11 protein-coding genes are annotated in these 20,813 nt (G+C 66.9%); 3 read left to right on the top strand and 8 right to left on the bottom strand.

Annotation, left to right across the window (positions count from 1 at the left end; genetic code table 11):
• Positions 1-81: 81 nt before the first annotated feature.
• The 3 genes from ACEN9H_RS13525 (at position 82) to ACEN9H_RS13515 (ending at position 4,000) form a co-directional block, all read left to right on the top strand.
• Positions 82-981 carry an alpha/beta hydrolase family protein gene (locus ACEN9H_RS13525; protein ID WP_413675176.1) on the top strand — a complete coding sequence of 300 codons (900 nt, stop codon included), beginning with the start codon at positions 82-84 and terminating at the stop codon, positions 979-981.
• Between the two features lie 108 nt (positions 982-1,089).
• Positions 1,090-2,817: a glycoside hydrolase family 9 protein gene (locus tag ACEN9H_RS13520; protein ID WP_413675175.1), complete on the top strand. Its 1,728-nt coding sequence runs from the start codon at positions 1,090-1,092 to the stop codon at positions 2,815-2,817.
• A 7-nt stretch (positions 2,818-2,824) separates the two neighbouring features.
• On the top strand, positions 2,825-4,000 hold the full coding sequence (locus ACEN9H_RS13515; RefSeq protein ID WP_413675174.1) for a hypothetical protein: 1,176 nt from the start codon (positions 2,825-2,827) through the stop codon (positions 3,998-4,000).
• 250 nt (positions 4,001-4,250) lie between these two features.
• Here the strand turns inward: ACEN9H_RS13515 and ACEN9H_RS13510 are convergent, their stop codons facing one another.
• From ACEN9H_RS13510 to ACEN9H_RS13475, 8 genes are all read right to left on the bottom strand, one after another.
• The gene (locus ACEN9H_RS13510) at positions 4,251-5,330 is read right to left on the bottom strand and encodes an SGNH/GDSL hydrolase family protein (RefSeq protein ID WP_413675173.1); all 1,080 of its coding nucleotides are present in this window, start codon (positions 5,328-5,330) and stop codon (positions 4,251-4,253) included.
• Complete coding sequence (locus tag ACEN9H_RS13505) at positions 5,327-6,415, bottom strand: glycosyl hydrolase (RefSeq protein WP_413675172.1); 1,089 nt, start codon at positions 6,413-6,415, stop codon at positions 5,327-5,329. The genes ACEN9H_RS13510 and ACEN9H_RS13505 overlap by 4 nt, the downstream gene beginning before the upstream one ends.
• 23 nt (positions 6,416-6,438) lie before the next feature.
• The gene (locus tag ACEN9H_RS13500) at positions 6,439-9,315 is read right to left on the bottom strand and encodes a TIM-barrel domain-containing protein (protein WP_413675171.1); all 2,877 of its coding nucleotides are present in this window, start codon (positions 9,313-9,315) and stop codon (positions 6,439-6,441) included.
• 149 nt (positions 9,316-9,464) lie between these two features.
• Positions 9,465-11,126 carry a DUF5597 domain-containing protein gene (locus ACEN9H_RS13495; protein WP_413675170.1) on the bottom strand — a complete coding sequence of 554 codons (1,662 nt, stop codon included), beginning with the start codon at positions 11,124-11,126 and terminating at the stop codon, positions 9,465-9,467.
• A 73-nt stretch (positions 11,127-11,199) separates the two neighbouring features.
• Positions 11,200-14,205 (bottom strand): TonB-dependent receptor, encoded by a 3,006-nt coding sequence (locus ACEN9H_RS13490; RefSeq protein WP_413675169.1) that lies wholly within the window; start codon positions 14,203-14,205, stop codon positions 11,200-11,202.
• A 92-nt stretch (positions 14,206-14,297) separates the two neighbouring features.
• Complete coding sequence (locus ACEN9H_RS13485) at positions 14,298-16,574, bottom strand: glycosyl hydrolase family 95 catalytic domain-containing protein (RefSeq protein WP_413675168.1); 2,277 nt, start codon at positions 16,572-16,574, stop codon at positions 14,298-14,300.
• Between the two features lie 55 nt (positions 16,575-16,629).
• Positions 16,630-18,780, bottom strand: coding sequence for a WD40/YVTN/BNR-like repeat-containing protein (locus ACEN9H_RS13480; RefSeq protein ID WP_413675167.1), 2,151 nt, complete (start codon positions 18,778-18,780; stop codon positions 16,630-16,632).
• A gap of 33 nt (positions 18,781-18,813) precedes the next feature.
• Entirely contained in the window at positions 18,814-20,730 is a 1,917-nt protein-coding gene (locus tag ACEN9H_RS13475) for a hypothetical protein (protein ID WP_413675166.1), read from the bottom strand.
• Between the last annotated feature and the right edge of the window lie 83 nt (positions 20,731-20,813).

Raw genomic sequence — 20,813 nt, 5'->3', positions numbered from 1 at the left:
CGGATAGCCCCGGGCAGGCAACGGCATGGAGAACGCTATATGATCGCAAGGATCGACGTCCATTCAACGGAAAAAAAACGCATGCAGACACGCCTCGCCGCCGCCCTCCTCGCCGCCGTGTTGGCCGCGCCCGTCTTCGCCGCGCCGCGCGCCGTCGTCGCCGACCCGCCGCGCGACGCCGCGCATCCCGCACGCAACCGCCAGGTGCTGATCCTGTCGCACGGCGACGGCATGAACGCCCTGTTCATGCTGGCCGCGGGCGCCGGGCCGAAGCCGACGATGGTGCTGCTGCACGGCCTGCCCGGCAACGAACAGAATCTCGACCTCGCCCAGGCCGTGCGGCGCGCGGGCTGGAACGTGCTGACCCTGCACTACCGCGGCAGCTGGGGCTCGCCCGGCCGTTTTTCCCTCGCCGGCGCGGGCGAGGACGTCGAGGCCGCGATGGCGTACCTGCGCCGGCCGGACACCGTCGCGCAATACGGCGTCGACCTGCACCGTATCGTCGTCGCGGGCCACAGCATGGGCGGCTTCTTCGCCGCGCGCTACGCCGCCACGCACGACGACGTCGCCGGCGTCGTGCTGCTCGACCCCTGGAACATCGGCGCCACCGGCAAGGACGTGGCCGCGCATCCGGAAACGCGCCAGGACGCCATCGCGGACCTGGGCGACGACTTCGGCAACAGCCTCGCCGGCACGGACGCCGCCATGCTGATGGCGGAAGCGGAGCGCCATGCGCGCGACTGGGACCTGCTCGGCACGGCGCCCGCACTGGCGGGCAAACCCGTGCTGATCGTCGGCGCGGAACACGGCAACGCGGCCCAGGTGTTGCCGCTGGCGGCGGCGCTCGAGGCGCAGCGCGGCGCGCAGGTGCGGGCCGTCACGCTACCCAGCGACCATGCGTTCGCGGACCAGCGCATCGGACTCGCGGGCATCGTCGTCGACTGGCTCGCCGCGCGCCGTCCGCGCACCGCCCCGAAATGAACGGCGCCCGTATTGACGGGCGTTCCGCGCAATTGGATGATTGACTTTACTTTCGCGGCCGGGGTAGGATGAAATCGATTTCAATTTCATAAGATCCAAGGAGACTGCATGTATTCGTCGCGCCCGCGCCTTCCCACCGCCCTCGCCTGCGCCGCCCTGCTCGCAACGGGCGCCGCACACGCGGCCGCCGGTATCGAAGTGAACCAGCTCGGCTTCATGCCGGCCGCGCAAAAACTGGCCGTCGTGCCGGCCGGCGCGAACGAGCGCTTCAAGGTCGTCGATGCCGGCAGCGGCAAGACCGTGTTCGAAGGCACGCTGGGCCCGGCGGCGACGTGGGACGCATCGGGCGAGCGCGTGCGCATCGCCGATTTCTCCGGCCTGCGCACGGCCGGCAGCTACCGGGTGACGGTGGCGGGTCAGCCGGATTCGCCCGTCTTCGCGATCGGCGCCGAACCGTATCGCGCGCTGGACGCCGGCGCCATCCGCGCCTACACCCTGAACCGCGCAAGCATCGCGCTGGACGCGCGCGTCGCGGGTCCGTACGCGCGGCCGCTGGGCCATCCGGACGACAAGGTGCTCGTGCACGAATCGGCCGCCTCCGCCAGGCGGCCGGCCGGCACCGTGATCTCGAGCCCGAAAGGCTGGTACGACGCGGGCGACTACAACAAGTACATCGTCAACTCCGGCATCAGCACGTACACGCTGCTGGCCGCGTACGAACACTTCCCGGCCTGGTTCGACAAGCTCGCGGTCAACGTGCCGGAGTCCGGCAACGGCGTGCCCGATCTGCTGAACGAGGTGCAGTGGAACCTCGACTGGATGATCACCATGCAGGATCCGGACGACGGCGGCGTCTACCACAAGCTGACGAACAAGAGCTTCGACGGCATGGTGATGCCGGACCGCGCGACGGCGCCGCGCTACGTCGTGCAGAAGACCACGGCCGCGGCCCTCGACTTCGCGGCCGTGATGGCGACGGCGAGCCGCGTGCTGGCGCCGTTCGACGCCAGGGCGCCGGGCCGGTCGCAGCGTTACCTGGCCGCGGCGGAGCGCGCGTGGCGCTGGGCGGTCGACCATCCGGCCGTGCTGTACCGCCAGCCGGCCGACATCCAGACGGGCACCTACGGCGACGAAAAGGTCGACGACGAATTCTCGTGGGCCGCGGCCGAGCTGTATATCGCGACCGGCAAGGACGAGTACCGCAGCCGCGCCCTTGCCCAGGCGGCGGGCGTGCAGACGGAACCCGGCTGGTCTGACGTGCGCCCGCTCGGCTGGATCTCGCTCGCGCAGCAGGGAGCGCGCCTGAAAAACCCGGCGGACGGGGACGTCGCCCGCAAGCAGATCCTCGCGGCGGCCGACACCTTGCTGGCACGCTGGCAGGCGTCGCCCGCGCGGCTGTCGCTGGCGAAGTCCGACTTCGTCTGGGGCAGCAATGCCGTGCTGCTGAACCAGGCCATGATGCTGGTGCAGGCCTACCGCCTCACGAACAAGGCCGACTACCTGAACGCGGCGCAGTCGGCGCTCGACTACACGCTGGGCCGCAATCCGCTCGGCATCAGCTATGTGACGGGCTTCGGCACCCGTTCGACCCTGCATCCTCACCACCGCCCGTCGGAAGCGGACGGCATCGCCGCGCCGGTCCCCGGCTGGCTGGCGGGCGGTCCGAATCCGGGCCAGCAGGACGCCAAGGATTGCAAGGGCGTGTCGTACGCATCGAAGCAGCCGGCCCTGTCGTACCTGGACCATGGCTGCAGCTACGCCAGCAACGAGATCGCGATCAACTGGAACGCGCCGCTGGTGTACGTGGCCGCCGCGCTGCAAGCGCTCCAGCGCTGACGTGGGCATGCGCCTCCTTGCCGCCGCCTGCGTGGCGGCGCTGCTCGCCGGCTGCCAGCACGTCGCACCGGCATTGCCCGGCGTGGCGGACCTGAAGCCGGAACCGCTGCTGCCGGACCCGTTCAGGTTCGCGGATAGCCAACCGGTGCGCAGCCAGGCCGACTGGCAGCGGCGCCGCACCGAACTCGCGGCCCAGGTGCAACACTACGAACTGGGCACCAAGCCGGGATCCGCGCCCGTGCAGGCGCGCATGGACGGCGCGAATCTCGTCGTGACGGTGCCCCATGAAGGCCGTACGTTCACGTTCCCCGCGAAAATCCAGCTGCCGGAAGGCGGCAAGGCGCCCTACCCGGCCATCATCGGCATGGGCGCCGTTTCCCTGAACAACGACGAGCTGCGGCGCATGGGCGTCGCGCTCATCACCTTCCCGAATAACCTCGTGGCCGAACAGAAGAATGGCGGCTCGCGCGGCAAGGGCGGGTTCTACGATTTGTACGGCAGCGACCACACCGCCGGCGCGATGGCGGCGTGGTCGTGGGGAGTGAGCCGCCTGATCGACGCGCTGGCCCAAACGCCGGACGCGCGCATCGACGCGGACCGCCTCGGCATCACCGGCTGCTCGCGCAACGGCAAGGGCGCGATCGTGGCCGGTGCATTCGACGATCGCATCAAGCTGACGCTCGCCCAGGAATCCGGCAGCGGCGGCGCGGCGGGCTGGCGCATCTCCGATTCGCAGCGGGCGGCGGGCCAGAACGTCCAGACGCTGCGCCAGATCGTCACCGAAAACGTGTGGTTCACGGACAGCTTCAAGCAGTTCGGCGAGGCCGCCGCGCGCTTGCCGTTCGACCAGCACGAGGTGATGGGGCTGATCGCACCACGCGCGCTGCTCGTTGTCGAGAACACGTCGATGGAGTGGCTGGGCAACGAAAGCGCGTGGCGCACGGCGCTGGCCGCGCGCGAGATCTGGACGGCGCTGGGTCACGCAGATGCGATGGGGATCGCGCAGGTGGGTGGACATCCGCATTGCCAGCTGCCGGTGTCGCAGTATGGCGAGGTGATTGCGTATGCGCGGCGGTTCCTGCTGGGTGAACCGAACGTCGATACGCGGGTGCTGACGACGGATGGGACGTTCGAACGTGGCCTGAAGCCTTGGATCAAGTGGGACACTCCGCGGCTCCACTAACGTCGCCTCCGCGCAGGCGGGGGCCCAATTTTTCTTGTGCTGACGTGACGCAAGCAGAACTTCGGTTCCCGCCTTCGCGGGAAGTCGTTTCCGGCAATGCCGGGAACGACGGTTTAACCAGTCGCGGCTCCACTAACGTCGCCCCCGCGCAGGCGGGGGCCCAAGTTTTCTGGTGCCGACGTGACGCAAGCAGAACCTGGGTTCCCGCCTTCGCGGGAAGTCGTTTCCGGCAATGCCGGGAACGACGGTTTCACCAGTTCATCTTCTTCTTGATGAACGCCGTCAGGATCTCGGCATTGTCGCGCTGGTGCTTCAGGCGCGGATGCTGTCCGTAGCCGGTGAACGGAAAGAACACGGTATCGATGCGCTGGTCGCCGCCCTTGCGCATGTCTTCCACCGCCGAGTTGATATAGCCCGGCCACTGCGACCCCGGCTTCGTCGCATCCATGCTGCCCAGCGCGCACACGATGTAGGCCTTCGGGTACAGCTGGCGGATGCGCTTGACGAACGTTTCGTACGCGGCGATGCGGCCTGCGTCGTCCGGTTCCGGCTGCAGCTGGTGCCGGTCGCCGATCAGCCAGCGGTCGTTCTGCAGCAGGTTGACGACGACGACGTCCGGCGTCCAGCGCGCGAAATCCCAGCGCGTGTCGTTGTTGCCGACGGCGCTCAGCTGGTCGTAGAAGTCCGGCATCGTGAACGGGAACCAGCTGATCATCACGCCGATGCCGCTCTGCGACGTCTGGTGCAGTTCCGCGTTCAGTGCGCGCGCCGTGATGCCCGCGTACGACAGGTAGCTGTTCTTGTCGCGGACAACGTCGTCGCGGCCGTTCATCGGCGCTTCGTCGCCCATGCCGCTCGTGATGGAATCGCCGAAGAATTCGATGCGGCGCTTGGGGCGCGCGGGCGGCGCCAGCATCTGGCCGCCGTCCGCCAGTTCGAGGCCGCGGAACACGGTCGCGCCCTCCTCGCCTTCCGTGCGCTTGGTGATCAGGAAGCTGTGCTTGCCCGGAGGGAGACCCGCGATCACGTCGTACTTCTTCGAACCCTGGGCCGCTTCGATGATCAGCGGGCTCGCCGTGTCGCCGTCGATGAAGACGTTGAAGTAGTTCTTGCCCTTCTCGTCGTCCAGCGTGACGGACAGCGAGGTGCCCGTGAAGTTGCCGGCGATGGCCGTATTCGGCCACGTGACGACGGGAGCGTCCGGCTGGGCGAAGTCGATGCGGCCCGTGTACAGGAGGTGCTTGTCGCTGGGCGCCACGGCCACGGCCGCGCAGGCGAGGCCGGCATGCAGCAGCGCGGCCAGCACGAAAGTCTTGGTCAGTCGTTTCATTGGGGAGCTTTCAGGAATGCGGGCAGCTCGTCGAGGGTGATCACGTCGGGGTGGTGATACACCGTCGTCTTGTGCGCCGCGTTGTTGTAATAATCGCCGGTCCAGAAATTGTCCTTGTCGGACGTGCCGGCGGGCGCGCGGCCGTCGTTCCACGTCAGGAACCACAGCCAGCGCGCGCCGTCGCGCCGCATGTTGTCGGGATCGGGAATGTAGCTGTTCTCGGTCATGGCCACGGGTTTCGTCACGGAGCCGATGGCGGCCATGCGGCGGTAGGTGTCGATCTGCGAACCGTACGTCTTGCGGTCGCGCTCATCGTACACGTCGTAACCGGCGATGTCGACGACGTCGTCGCCCGGATACCAGCCCGCGTCCTGGCCATTCCATACCCAGATCAGGTTGTGCAGGCCATGTTCGCGCACGAGCCGGTCGAATATGTGGCGGTACAGCAGTTTGTAGGCCTCGGCGTTCGACACGCCGTCCGCTCGCTTGCGCCCCCACCAGAACCAGCCGTCGCCGTTGCTGCCCGACGCTTCGTGCAACGGCCGCCACAGCACCGTCACGCCGGCCGCCTGCAGCCTGCCGAGTTCCACGGCCACGCGGTCGATGTCGGCATCGATCTGCCGGCCGGCCTGGCTGGACACGTCCAGGCGGCCGTCACGCACGGGGATCGTGAACGCCGTGTTCTTGCGCGCATCCGGCTCGCGCGCATAGAAGTTGCCCTGCGTGCCTGCCGGCGCGGACGGATCGCGCCAGTGCCAGCAGAACGTCACGAGGCCGCCGCGCCGCGCCCAGGCGATCGCTTCATCGACCTGGTGCGACCCATCGCCCTTCTGCCACGTGTTCATGAAGTCGAAGCCCATCAGCGCGGGATACTTGCCGGTATCGGCGAATACCCGCCGGGCCATGTCGACGCTGTCGTTCCACGTCAGGTCCTGCTGGCCGGCGATGGTCTGCCGGCCCCAGGTCTGCACGAGCCACGTGTATTCCGCACGCGTGCGCGCATCCGCCTGCGCATCGACCGGCGTCGCGCGCGGGGATGCCGGGCGCGGCACCGCCGCGCCGCTCGGACCGGCCAGCGCGAGCATCAGCGCAAACGGAACTCCCCGCTTCACAGCTTCACGGTGACCGGCTTGCCGTCATACGTCACGGTCTTGTCGGCCGCGTCCATGTCCGCGCTCGTCGCGACGCCGGCACGCAGCACGCGCACCTTGATCTGGCGCGTCTGCGGCATGCCCTTGTACTGGCCGCTGCGGGCGCCGATCGTGACCGTCCCGGTCTTGTCGTCGTAGCTGAACGGGATGCGGCTGAACTCACCGCGCTCGTACGCATTGGTGACGCCGTCGTCCTCGTACAGGCTCGCCTGGCCGTTGGCGCCGGCATACACCTGCAGCACGATCGGCGCGTCCGGCTTCTCGTCGACATACTGCGTGACCGGACCGGTCGGGATCACGGCGCCCGTGCGCACGAACACGGGGATTCGGTTCAGCGGTGCATCCACCTTCGCGCTGGTGCCGCCCGCGTAGCGCTTGCCGGTGTCGAAGTCGTACCAGTCAGCGCCCGCCGGGAAGTAGACGGTGCGCTCGCGCGCGCCGTACGACGTCACCGGCGCCACCATCAGCGCGTGGCCGAACAGGTACTGGTCCTTGATGTCCTTGACCTTGTCGTCCTGCGGGAAGTCCATCACGAGGCCGCGCATCATCGTGCCGTTGGCGTAGTGCGTGTCGGCCGCCAGCGAGTAAATGTACGGCATCAGGCGGTAGCGCAGCTTCAGGTAGCCCACCATCGAATCGCGCATCGCGTCGTCGCCGGCCGCGATGTTGTAGATCTCGCGCTTCACGACTTCGCCGTGCGAGCGGAACAGCGGCGAGAACGCGCCGAACTGGAACCAGCGCAGGTTCAGCTCGCGCCATTCCTTCATGTCTTCCGGCTTGGCCTGGCCGCCCGTGGTGGTGCGGTTTTCCTGCGCGGAGCCCACGTCGCCGTACTGGAATCTGTTTTCCTGCGCATAGCCGCCGATGTCGTGTGTCCAGTTCGGGATGCCGGACATCGAGAAGTTCACGCCCGATGCGATCTGGTCGTACAGGTTGTTCCAGCGGCCCGCCGTGTCGCCGCTCCACACGGCGACCGAGTTGCGCTGGATGCCGGCGAAGCCCGAACGCGACAAGATGAACTGGCGCTTGTCCGGCTGGTCGCGGCGCAGGCCTTCGATCATGCCGCCCGAGTGCACGAGGCTGTACGGGTTGAACGTGATCTCGCCCGGACCGTAGACGGTCGGCCCGATCAGCTTCTTGAAGTCTTCCAGGCGCGAATTCGACAGCACGTCAGGTTCGGTGTTGTCCATCCACCAGGCGTCGAAGCCCTTGGCCACCAGTTTGTCCTGCATCTGGCGATAGTAGATGTCGCGCGCTTCCTGCGTGTACGGGTCGTAGTGGCTGTTCTTGTAGCCCTTGCCGACCCAGTCCAGCGCGCCGTCCTCGACGTTCTTCGTCCACATGTGGCCCTTCGCCGCCAGTTCCTTGTAGTTGTCGGTATTGGCGTAGAACTTGCCCCAGATGGAGATCATGATGTGCGCGTGCTGCTTGTGCACTGCGTCGACCATCCCCTTCGGATCCGGGAAGCGGACCTTGTCGAAGTCGTGCGAACCCCAGCCGTCTTCCGGCCAGTAGAACCAGTCCTGCACGATGTTATCCAGCGGCCAGCCGCGCTTGCGGTATTCGGACACCGTGTCCAGCAACTGCTGCTGCGTCTCGTAGCGCTGGCGCGACTGCCAGAAGCCGTACGCCCATTTCGGCATCATCGGCTGCTGGCCCGTCAGCGTGCGGTAGCCGCCGATGACGTTGTCCATGCTGTCGCCGCTGATCACATAGAAGTTCACGGCCTCGGCGATCTCCGACGACATCGTCAGCGAATGGCGCTCCTGCTTGGGGAGCGGATCGTTGTGCGTCATCGCGATCATGCCGCCCGACGGCTTCCATTCCAGGTGCAGCTTGACGGGTTTGTTCGCCGCGAACTTCACCTCGAAGTTGTGGTACCACGGATTCCAGCCCTGGCGCCACACGTCCATGACCTGCTTGCCGTCGACGGTGAGCGTCGCGTAATCCGACGCGTACAGCTGCATCTTGTGCACGCCCGCTTTCGGGCTGGCCATCGCGCCGTCCCACACGACTTTCACGTCCTTGCCGCCCAGCGCCTTCATCGACGGGAGTTCCTTCGGCCAGAACTCCTCGACATCCTTCAGGAACTGGTAGGCGATGTCCTTCTCTTGCCGGGTCAGCGCAAGCTTGCCGTCGATGTAGTAGCGCGCCGTCAGGCCGCCCGGCTTGCCCTGCTCGTCCGTCAGCTTCAGGTCGCGCGACAGCCAGGCATACGGCTTCGAATCGCCGAAGCGCGTGATCGAGTTCTGGTCCCACAGCAGGCCGTAGTTCTTGTCCGAGACGACGAACGGCACCGACGCGATCATGTTGTGCTGCTGCAGCAGGACGTCCTCGCCGTTGTAGTTCATCTGCGCATTCTGGTGCTGGCCCAGGCCGTAGAACGCATCCTTCGTGCCGTAGTTGAAGCCTTCCTTGATCGCGAGGTAGGGCTTGCCGCCGACCTGGATCGGCGTGATGGTTTCCGCCGCCTGCGTCAGGAACGCCTTGCCGGCCGCGTCGAAGAAACGCACCTGGCCATCCTTCAGCGACACCTGCGCCGAGATCTTCTGTGCCTTCAGCGTCACGGCATCCTTGCCGTCGGCGACGGTGAACGCGCAGCTGTCGCACGGTTTGGCGACCGTCATCAGCGACGGCGTGAGCTGCTTGCCTTCCTGGTCCAGCTTGACGACGTGGACGATGTTATCGGCCATCAGCTCGAGGCGCACGAGCTTCGCCGGACCGGTGTCCGGGCGCACGTCGATGCCGGTGGCGGTTTTCTGGACGGTGCCCGCGAGGGCGTGGCCGCCTGCGGCCAGCAGCAGCGCGGCGGCTGCGATTCGCGTTAATTGCATGATTGTCTCCTAGAGTAAAGCGACGCCGCTAACTCCGTCATTCCCGCGCACGCGGGAATCCATACTGAATCGGCTGAAGACGCGCAGCATGGGTTCCCGCTTTCGCGGGAACGACGATGATTTTGCACCGCCGCGAGGGTTTGTTTGTTTTAGTACGACCCCATCTTCACCTTCAACACCGTCGGCACCGCCGGCAGGTTCAGGCCATAGTCCGTCTGGTCCCCATTCCAGTTCCGTTCCATGACCCATTTGCCGTCGGCGTCGAACCGGCCCTCTTCCACCCGCGCATAACCCGTGGGCTTGCCGGCATTCGGACCGGTGCCGGACAACTTCACGCGGATCTGCTGGCCCACGATCACGAATTCGTCCGGGCCGATCTGCGCGATCGCGGCGCCGCCGGACGGCTGGTCCGTGCCTTCGGCGTATTCGTTCTTGTCCTTCAAATATTCGCGCTCGCCGAACTGGAATTCGCGGAACGACAGGTGCGCGTTCCAGCCGTTCATGGCCACGGTCTGCGGCTTGCGGTCGTCGCCTTCCGCGACGCCGTACGTGCGGCCTTCGTACGCCCACTTGGCCCACACGCGCTGCATAGTCGCGAATACGTCGTAGACTTTCGCGAACGGCTCGATCATGCGCTTGTCCGTGTACTTCGAGCCGAGCGGGTAGTTGCTGTACATGGCGTAGTCGAAGCCGAACGGCGCGACGCCCAATGCGCCCTTGCCGATGATCTGGTAGACGTAGCGCGCATAGCCCGCCGCGTTGCCCATCTCCGGCACCATCAGCGGATTGTCCGGGCGCTGGAACAGCTGGAGCGTGGCGCTCACGTTGCTGGACTCCGGCATGTAGATGTCCGGGCCGGCGAAATCGATGTGCGGCGCGGCCGCTTTATAGATGCCGAGGACGTCGTACGTCGGGCCGCCAGAGGCGAAGTCCGCCTTCCACGGCGGCGCGGGCTTGTCCAGCACCGGCGCGCGCAGCGCGTTGTTCACGTACATCGGCAGGTCGTACACGGCGCGGCCGGCCTTGGCGATGTCTTCGATGTAGCTGGCGATGGCCCAGGTATGGAAATACTGGTCGGCGTAGTCGCCGTACACGTCGCTCCACGTGCCCTGCTGCGCACGGCCCGCCGGCGGCGGCTGGTGCGCGAGGACCGCGGCCGGCACCGGCTGCTGGAACGCGGCCTGGGCGCGCGCCGCGTAATCGCGCGCGACGCCGTAGGTGCCCACTTCGTTCTCGACCTGCACCATGATCACGGTGCGCTTGTCCGAGTCGATCTTCTTGATGTGCTCCATCAGCGCGACGAAGGCTTTCTTGTCGGCGGCCAGCGTGGCTTCGCCGAACGGCGACAGGCAGTAGCTCGTCTTGCCGTCCTTGTCGATCATGCGCGGGAAGCGCTTGTTGTCGAACTTGACCCATTCCGGCGCATAGGCCGGGCCGGTATTCTTCCAGGTGCCGAACCACAGCAGCACGAGGCGCGTCTTGTGCTCGCGTGCCTGTTGCACGAGCTTGTCGACGTAGCTGAAGTCGAACGTCCCTTCCTTCGGCTCGATCTGTTCCCACGCGACGGGAATCTCCAGCGTGTTCGCATGCACGTCCTTCATGGCGGCCCAGACCTTCGGCAGCGCGGCCGGATAGTTGCTGGAATTGTGGGCCTGGCCACCGAGGATCAGGAACGGGGCGCCATCGACCATCAGGGCGTAACGGCCGTCCTTGCCCACGATGCGGGGCAGTTCGGACGCGGCGTACGCGGCGTGGCAGGTGGCGGCGGCGAGCAGGCCGGCGGCCAGCAGGCGGAAGGACTTGGTTTTCATATGCGAACGGGTCTCCTTCGGTCGCAGGGTTGTAAAAACGGGCAGCCTGTCAGGCCACCCGTCCATGATGCGCTTAGAACGAATAGCGCAGCGAAGCCGTGTAGCGGCGGCCGGACACGAAGACCGCGCGGGTCATCATGCCGATCGACTGCTGCATCAGCTGTCGGTACTTCGAGTTGGTCAGGTTCTGCGCTTCCACGCCGAGCGACAGCTGCTCGTTGATATTGTAGAAGAACGAACCATCCAGTTGGCCGTAGCTGTCCGACCACGTCGGCAGCGCCCACGCGACCGTCTGCGTGGCGCCGGTGGCCGGGTCGACGCGGCGGCCGTCCGTGCCGTTGGTGCCGTTGACGTTCACGTTCTGCAGTGCCTTCGAACGCCATGCCCACGCGAGGCGCGCCGAGAACTTGCCCTTGTCGTACAACAGGGCCAGGTTGTAGGCGTTCTTCGACAGGTTCTGCAGCGGCAGGTTGCCGAAGGTCGCGCCGTTGGTGTCGCAGCCGTTCTGGTTCAGGTTCAGGTTGTCCGCGCCGTTCGAGCTGCCCGTGCAGAATGCCGAGTTGACCGGATGGTACAGGTCTTCCTTGCTGTCCACGTAGGTGTAGTTCGCCTGGACGCCGAAGCCCGACATCCAGCCCGGCAGCTTGTCGAAATACTGCTGGTACGCGATCTCCATGCCGCGCGCATGGCCGCGCGCGCCGTTGACCGGGCCCGTGACCGTGAACGTGTACGGCGTGCCCGTCACGCCCGCGACGTCATAGCCGTAGGACTGGTTGATGATGATGTCCTTCAACTGCTTGTTGAAGACGGCCATCGTCAGCGAACCAGCCGGCGCGAAATACCATTCCGCCGACAGGTCGACCTGGCGCGACTGCACCGGACGAAGCTTCGGATTGCCGGTCCCCGTGCCCGTCAGGCCGACGTTGTTCACGGTGACGACGTTGCCGGTCGTGGTCTGGTCGACGTTTTCCGACAGGGTCGTGTAGCTCTGCAGCTGCGAATAATCCGGCTTCGAGATGCCCATCGCGGCCGCGAAGCGGAACTGCAGCTTGTCGGTCGCCTTCATGCGCAGGTTCAGGCTCGGCAGCACGTTGTGGTAGTGGTTGTCGAAGTCCTGGCGCGTCGAGAACGCCGCGATGTTCGGGATTTCCGGACCGATCACCGTCGTGCCCTCGGCCGGCTGCGTGATGTTCGGATTGAACACCGTGTAGCCGTGCGCCTTCAGCAGCGTCTGCACGTAGCGCACGCCGATGTTGCCGTCGATCGGGTACTTCAGGTCGTCGAAGCCGAAGCGCAGCTGCGTGTAGAACGCGCCGGTGCGCTCGGACAGGTCGTTGGTGCCGGCCGGGTCGGTGCCGAACGTCGCGGGCGACCACGGCGTGCACGGGTTGCTCGTGCCGTTCGCCTGGTTCGCCTGCTGGCACAGGATGTCGTGGTAGCTGTGCAGCGTGGCATAGCTGCCCGGGTAGCCCGTGGCCAGCGCCACGTTCGGGAACACGAGGGACGGAACCGGGGTGTTATTGTTGAAGAAGTTCGTGAACTGGTGGACCTGCGTCTGGTTCGAAAAGCGCGGATCGCTCAGGTACGCGAGCTGGCCGCCCGTGTCCGACTGCCACGGCTGCGTGATCGCGGCCCAGTTGTAGCTCGGGTTCGAGTTCGTCGTCGTCGAATCGGCCTTCGTCAGGCGCACGCCGAAGCGCACGTCGCGCAGGACCGGATGGTCGAACGTGTACTTCGCATCGGTCTTCCACGCCCATTCGCCGGCATGGCTGTCGTCGAAGTGCTCCTGCGTGAACGCCCAGTAGTAATTGGCCGGATTGGCCAGGTAGGCGGTCTGGACGTCGTCGAACGTCAGCTTCGGCACGGAGCCGGACAGGTCCACGTTCTCGTACGGCATCTTGACGGCCGTGGCGACGGTCGAGTCGAAGCTGTTGCTCGTCGCGCGCACGCGCTGCACGTCGGTGTCGATCTGCCAGTCGCTGTTCGGACGCCACATCAGGTGCCACGAGATGTCGGTCGTCTGCGACTTGCGGTTGGCGGCGCGGGTGTCGGCGCCGAAATCGATGCCCTTGTCGGTGGCGTCGGTCAGGGTGCCGGTCAGCAGCTGGCCGTTGGCGCCGTAGGTGCCGTTCGTGACGCCGATGTTGTACGGGCTCGCGGACGAGAAAATCGCCTGCTCGTCCCACTGCATGCGGTACTTCGACTTGAAGTACGTGAGCGACGACTGCAGGTTTGCGTCGCGCTTCCATTGCAGCGCACCGTAGAGGCCCTGGCGCTTGCGGTCGAAGTTCAGCGTGCGGTATTGCGAGCCTTTCGGCACCCACACGTTCTGGCCGGCGACGACGTCGCTGCGCTGGTAATACGGCTCGACCTGGAACGCGTCGGTACGCGTCCCGCTCTCCGAATACGCGTAGTCGACCAGGGCGCCGATCTCGCCGAAGCCCGTCTTCCAGCGGTCCGAGAACATGAAGGAACCGGATGGCTGGCGCTTGCCCTTCTTCAGCTCCGAATACGTGTCCTGCAGCGACGCGGCCATCTTGCGGCCCTTGAAGTCGAACGGCATCGCCGTGCGCAGGTTCACGAGGCCGCCGATGGCGCCTTCGATCTGTTCCGCCGACGGGTTCTTGTAGATGTCGATGCCGGCCATCAGCTCGGGCGGCACGTCTTCGAAGTTGAGCGAACGGCCGCCGTTGGCCGAGAACGAATCGCGGCCGTTCAGTTCCGAACGCGTGTACGACAGGCCGCGGATCGTGACGCCCGAGCCTTCCACCGAGTAGTGTTCCGGGTCGCCCTTCGACATCGTGCGGTCGATGGTGACGCCGACCACGCGCTGCAGCACTTCCGTGATCGAACGGTCCGGCAGCTTGCCGATGTCGTCCGCGACGATCGAATCGACCATCTCGTCGGCATCGCGCTTGAGCGCCTGCGCCGAATCCAGCGCGGCGCGCTGGCCCGTCACGACGACGACATTGCTTGCCGTCGGCGCCCCGGGCCCCGTCTGCGCGGCCGCCATGCCGCTGGCCAGCAACGCGACATGCGTCACGGCCACGGCAATGGCTGTTTTCTTGAATTGATACATCTACATCTCCTTTGGCTGACAACAGGGCCCATCGAATGACGGCGCCCACTCACTGCAAAGAGACGACCTCTCAGGGTCTGCCTCTGAACTCCTCAAAACCGTGCCGCGTCCAGCCGCAGGCTTTCGCCCGGACGCAGTGTCACCGCGACGGTGCGCGCGCCATAGCGCACGGTCGCGGCACCGCTGCCTGCTACGCGGCGCACGACGGCATCGACGAGACGGCCGCGCGTCCAGCGCATGTCCACCTCGAATCCGCCGCGCGCACGCAGGCCTTTCACTTCACCCTCCGGCCACGCCGCCGGCAGCGCAGGCAGCAGCTCGATCGCGCCGGCCTGCGACTGCAGCAGCATCTCCGCGATGCCGGCCGTCGCGCCGAAGTTGCCGTCGATCTGGAACGGCGGGTGCGCATCCAGCAGGTTCGGATACGTGCCGCCGGCATTCAGTTGCTCCGAGCCGGCGCTGGCCTGCTGGGCCGCGCGCGCGCCGGGGCTGGCCAGCACACCGCGCAGCATCCTGTAGGCGTGGTCGCCGTCGTACAGGCGGGCCCAGAACGCCATCTTCCACGCCATCGACCAGCCGGTGCCCGCATCGCCGCGCGCTTCCAGCGTGCGCTTCGCGGCCGCGGCCAGCGCCGGCGTGCGCGCGGGGCTGATCTGGCGGCCCGGGAACAGCGCGAACAGATGCGACACGTGGCGGTGCGTGTCGCCCGGCGTATCCAGCACCGGGTCCTTCTTCTCGTCGAGCCACTCGAGCAGCTGGCCCCAGCTGCCGACCTTCGGCGCCGCGAGCCGGTCGCGCATGCGCGCGAGCCTGTCGCGCAGCGGCTTGTCGACGCCCAGGACGTCCGCCGCTTCCACCGTGTTGTTGAACAGGTCCCAGACGATCTCCTGGTCGTACGTGACGCCGTCCTCGATGGGGCCGTGCTCCGGCGACCAGCCCTGCGGCGCGACGAGGCGGCCGTCCGGCAGTTCCTTCAGGTAGTCCTGCCAGAACGCGCTCGCTTCCTTCATCATCGGGTACGCGACCTCGCGCAGGAACGCTTTGTCCTGCGTGAACGCGTAGTGTTCCCAGAAGTGCTGGGCATACCATGCGTTGCCCGTCTTGTTCCAGGTGTAGCTCATGCCGCCGAACGGGTTCGACTCCGTGCGCAGGGTCCAGCCGCGCACCGGCCGCATCTTCCCTTCCTTATCCGTGGTCTTGAATTCGGCCGCCGTCGCCCGGCGCCACACCGGCGCGACGCTCGTCACGAAGCCGAAGAACGGCCGCGCCATCTCGGACAGGTTCGTCACCTCGGCCGGCCAGTAATTCATCTGGACGTTGATGTTCGTGTGGTAGTCCGAGCGCCACGGCGGCGTGAGGCTGTTGTTCCACAAGCCCTGCAGGTTCGCGGGAAGCGAACCGCGCGAGCTGGACGCCAGCAGATAGCGGCCGTACTGGAAGTACTGCGCTTCCAGTTCCGGGTCGTTGCCGTCCTTCGTGTAGGCCAGCACGCGCGCGTCCGTCGGCAGCGCCTTGCGGTCCGCCGCGGTCGCGCCCAGGTCCAGCTGCACACGGCCCAGCAGGCTCGCGACGTCGCGCTCATGCTCCGCGCGCAGCTGGTCGACTGGACGCGTGGCCGCCTGCGCGACCTGCGCCGTCACGCGCGCCAGCGGATGTTCGCCGCGGAAGCCCTTCGCCGCGTCGGCGACATAGCTCGTGCCCGCGCCGACGATCACGGTCAACGCATCGCAACCGGTGAACACGATGCGGCCGTTCTCGACGGCCGCCTTGCCGCCCTCGTTCACCACCCGCACCTGGCTCGCGTAGTCCAGCGTGTTCGTCGTCGGCGCCTCGTTCGGCAGCGTCCAGCCGGCCAGCGTGCCCGTCACGTACAGGGTGTCCTTGCTGGAAGCGAGATGCGCGCCATGGCGGTCCGACAGCGCGATCGATCCCGAGTACTGGCCCGGCTTGTCGGCCGTCAGGCGCAGGATCATCACCTGCGCCGGATGGCTGGCCCATGCCTCGCGCCGGAAGTGCACGCCGCCGTGCGTGTACGTGACGACGTGGACGGCGCGCGCGATGTCGAGCGTGCGCCGATAGTCTTGCGCATCCCTGTCGTGCCCGGGGAGGTCGACGACGACGTCGCCGAACGGCTGATACGTCCCCGTCTCCTTCGCGTCGCCCGACCACAAGGTGATGTCGTTGAACTGCAGGTGTTCGCGCGCGAGCCCGCCGAACACCATCGCGCCGATGCGGCCGTTGCCGATCGGGAGCGCTTCCTTCTCCCAGCCCTGGTCGTTGTCCTGGGCCGGGCGGTCGTAGCGCAGCACCAGGTCGGGTGCGGCCAGCGCGGTGGACACGGCGCCGGCCAGCGCCAGTGCGATCGTCATCTGATGAAATCGATTACAAATCAAGGCCATAAAAATCGCTGTCGAAAAGCGTTGTTCAGTTGGCGGCGGGTTTGCCGTAGACGATGCCGCGGCCGGCAGTGCTCATGTAGACGACGCCGTAGCGGTTCATGTCGCCCACGATGAACTGGCCATCGCCCGGTCCGCCGTACTGGTGGGCGTCGTCGTTGATGCGGGTCCACGTGGCGCCGCCGTCGATGGAACGGTGGATGCCGCGCACGCCCTTCACGTCGCCCCAGATGTAGACCGCGGGGTAGTCGTGGCCCGGCGCCGCCTTGCCGAAGCCGACCGCGCCACAATAGCGCACCGCATCCAGCGCGGCGAAGTGGGCGCCGCCGTCGACGGAACGTACGAGACCGCCGTTCTTCAGCGCGACCCACACGTCGCCGCCCCTTCCCGGCGCCGTGCGCACGAGACGCGACCCGCCCGCGGGCAGGCGCGCGCGGGGCGCGAACGAGGCGCCGCCGTCGGTGCTGGCGAGGAGCGCCGTGTCGTCGTACGCGTAGAACACCTTCGCGTCGAGCGGATCACCCACCGGCCGCAGATTGGCCTTCGCGAGGCCCGCGACGGCAGTCCACGTGGCGCCGCCATCGGCCGAGCGCCAGACCTCTTTCGCCTTTTCGGGGGCGTGCAGGATCACCGCGCCGTCGGCCGACACGGCGACCTGTCCGCGCCTGCCCTTGATGGCCGCGGTCTTCGTCCACGTGGCGCCGCCGTCGTGCGTGACGAGCATGCTGTCGCCCACGCGCACCATCGTGCGCGGCGCCTTCGCCGCGACGGCAAGGCCCGTCGTCGTGCCGATCTGGGGATCGTGGATGCGGCCGTGGCGCGACGGATCGTCGTGCAGGTAGCCGTCGATGTCGCCGATGGCGGACACCAGCGGGCCGCCGGGAATGCTGGCGAAGCCCAGCGGGACCGTCTCTTCCAGGCCGTCGACCGTGAACGTCCACGTCGTGGGCGACGCATCGATGTTCGCGGTGCGGAACACGCCGTTGCCGGACGTGACCCAGACGGCGTGCGTGTCGGCCGGGTCGAATTCGACGGAGCCGGCCCAGTGGATCGAGTGGCCTTTCAGCCAGGGCACGCCGGCCGCGTCGCGCACGAAACCGCGGCCGATCACGTCGGTCCACGAGGCGCCGCCGTCGTTCGACAGGAAGATGCGGTCGCCCTTCGCGTCGCCCTGCGGCAGGAACGTGTTGATGGTCGACGCGACGAGGCGCTGCGGATTCTTCGGATCGACGCTGATGCCTGCGAACGGCCGTGTCCAGCCGGCGGGCGTGATGTTCGTCCAGGCGCCGCTCGCGATCGCGTACTTCCACACCTGCCCGCGGTCCATCGGCTCGCGCCCGCTGCGGTCCGGGTGCGGGCCGGCGCCGTTCGCGAACGTGACGAGGAGGTTCCCTGCCCCGTCGAGGATCGCGCGCTGGGGCATCAGGTCGACGGGCGCGCCGGCCACGGGTTCGAACGTCGCGCCGGCGTCGTCGCTGCGGTACAGGTTCGGGCCGACGGCGCCGAAGCGCGACACGCCGACGAACACGCGGCGCGCCTGGCCGTCCTTCACGCTGGCGGGATCCGGCACGACGACGGTCAGGCCCACGTCGTTCGGCGTGGACGTCACCGGCAGCGCCGTCACGCGCGCCCACGTGCGGCCCGCGTCGACACTCTTGAACAGGCCGTCGCGGCGCGTGCCGACGTAGAGCGACTTGCTGTTGCCCGGATCGACGGCGAGGCGCTCGCCATCCTGGCGGCCCATGCCGTTCCCGTGCGTCTTGAACTGGCTGGAGACGTCGACGATGGAGAAGGTCTTGCCCGCATCCGTCGAATGCAGGATCGCGGTGCGGCCGCCATTCAGGTAGGCGATGCCGGCGAGGAGCCAGATGTTGTCGGCGTCGCGCGGATCGACCGCAAGCGCATCGATGCCGAGGTACCCGGTCTGGTCTTCCGCCACCCAGTCGAGCAGCGGCGTCCAGCGGCGTGCGCGCGGATCCCAGCGGTAGGCGCCGCCGACGTCGGTACGCGCGTATGCAACACCCGGCGCGGCGCGGCTGGGCACGACGGCCGTGACGAAGCCGCCGCCGCCGATCGCCACGCTGTCCCACACGTACGGCTCCTGCTGCTGTGCCGCCACGGGCCCGGCCAGCAGGCTCAGCGCTAACGTTACCATAGCGGCCAGCTTCATCGACTTCATCACAGCGTCTCCATCATGCGTACATACACCTGTTTAGCCCTTGTAGACACGGAAGCTGTGCGGCGGAATCACCACCTCGCTCACCGTGTCGCGGCTTGTGCCCGGCACCGTCTCGGCCGCCGGATGCGCCTTGCCGTCGACCGCGTGCTTCACGACCTTCACCGTCGTCGGCGTATCGCGGAACGACTGGATGACGTAGGCACCGTTATCGTAAGTGAACAGGCTCACGCCGGCCGGCGCCTCGATGCGGACGGGCGTGTCGGCCATCAGGTAGGTCTTCACGCTGTTCATCACGCCTGGCGGCATACTATACAGGTCGCCGATATTGCTGGGAATGGACAGGATGTAGAGAACGCCCTTCGAATACCGGTTCATCAGCAGCACCGGGAAACCGCGCGCGCCGGCGACGCCGCGGATGATGGGCCACGCATCGTTCGTGAAATAGTGCAGCTCGGGGAACAGCACGTCGCGCGGCGCCACCTTCGGATCGTCGCGCAGCGATGCGCCGTTGCCGGCGCCATAGCCGTTGTAGTAGTCGTTCAGCAGCACCTGGTTCCCCGTCGCGTAGACTTCGACGAGGTCCTGGAAGCCGCGGTCCTTGCGCTTCGGATCCTGCGTCGCCTTCACGAAGCCGGACGTGACGAACACCGCCTTCCCCGCTTCCAGCTGGCGTTTCACCTTGTCGAGGATGTCCGGATCGGCCGCCGATGCCTGCGTGAGCAGGATCGTCTGCGCATCCTGCGGGAAGCGCGCGGTCAGCGCGATCGGGATGCCGACATTGCCGAGGTAGTTGGGCAGGAAGTCTTCCGCCGACGACGAGTTGGCCGGGCGATAGGTCGGGATGCCGGTGGGGTTGCCCAGCTGGTCCAGCACCGCGTCGATCTGTTTCAGCGCGGCGCCGGCGGCGAGGCCCCAGCCCGGCGGCGCCGTCGCGTCCGGGTTCGCGGCCTTCCAGTCGGCCACGATGCGGTCCCAGTTGAACGAGGTGTCTTGCCCGGCCCACGGACGCGCGCCCGCTTCGGCCGGCGTGTCCTGCGCGGCCGGGTGCCAGTTGAACAGCGTGATCTCGGGGGCCTTCGCGAGCATCGTGTCCCACAGCTGTTCCGCATAGCGGTCGACGTAGCGGATCGAATACGTGTCGACCCAGCCGCCGCCATTCTTCCCGTCCTTGCGGAGGGTCTCGTAGTAGCGGATGATGTTGTACGACTCGTATTGCTGCAGCAGCTGGTCGGTGATGACCGGGTCGCGTGTCTCGGTGCCGGCGTAGATCCCGTCGAACATCTCGGGCTGCTGCGCGAGGTCGAAGCCCAGGCCCTCGAAATGCTCGTACCAGTTCGGGTACTTGATGACGATCTTGACGTTCTTGTTGACGGCGCGCGCCGGATCGATGATCAGGTCCTTCGATACCTTGCGCATGGTGGCGAGTCGGTAGTCCGTCCACGTGCGCTTGCCCTTCGCTTTGATATCGGCGTCCGACTTCGACGTGTAGAACGTGAAGTCGTCGAGGATCACGTGGTCGAAATGGCGCGCCATCAGTGCCATCGCGCGCTTGCACGTGTCGCGGTCCCTGGACGACTCGTAATCGAAGGTCATGAACTGGCCGTTGAATCCGCCCGCGGCCAGCGTGACGCCGCCCGCCACCTCGATGCCCTTGGCCTGGAACTGGCGCTTCACGGCCTCGATCTCGGCGTCGCTGGCGAAATGGTTGTCGCGGTAGCCCTCGATGTAGACCTTGTCGAATGGGACCTGGCTCATGGCACGCGCGAACTGGTGCTCGAAGACCTGCGGGTCGACGAGGCTTTGGGTGACGTTCACCGGGATGTAGATCGCCGTCTTGAAATGCTTGTAGTGCCCGGCGGCCTGCGCGGGGATGGGCGCCAGCATGGCATTGCCGGCGACAGCAAGGAAGGCCAGCGCGGCGGCGGTCTGGCGGGCGAGCGATTTACGCATGTGTCTCCGGAATTATTTTTATAGCGCTAATGACCGGTATCGTAAGCCAAGGAATGTTGGATGCGCAAGCCAAATGTTCGCGC

Origin of the sequence: Massilia cellulosiltytica, from assembly GCF_047325105.1 — a bacterium.
GTDB classification, from domain to species: domain Bacteria; phylum Pseudomonadota; class Gammaproteobacteria; order Burkholderiales; family Burkholderiaceae_D; genus Telluria; species Telluria orientalis.
Note: the sequence above shows the minus strand (reverse complement) of the source record. Positions and strands in the feature narration are given on the sequence as shown.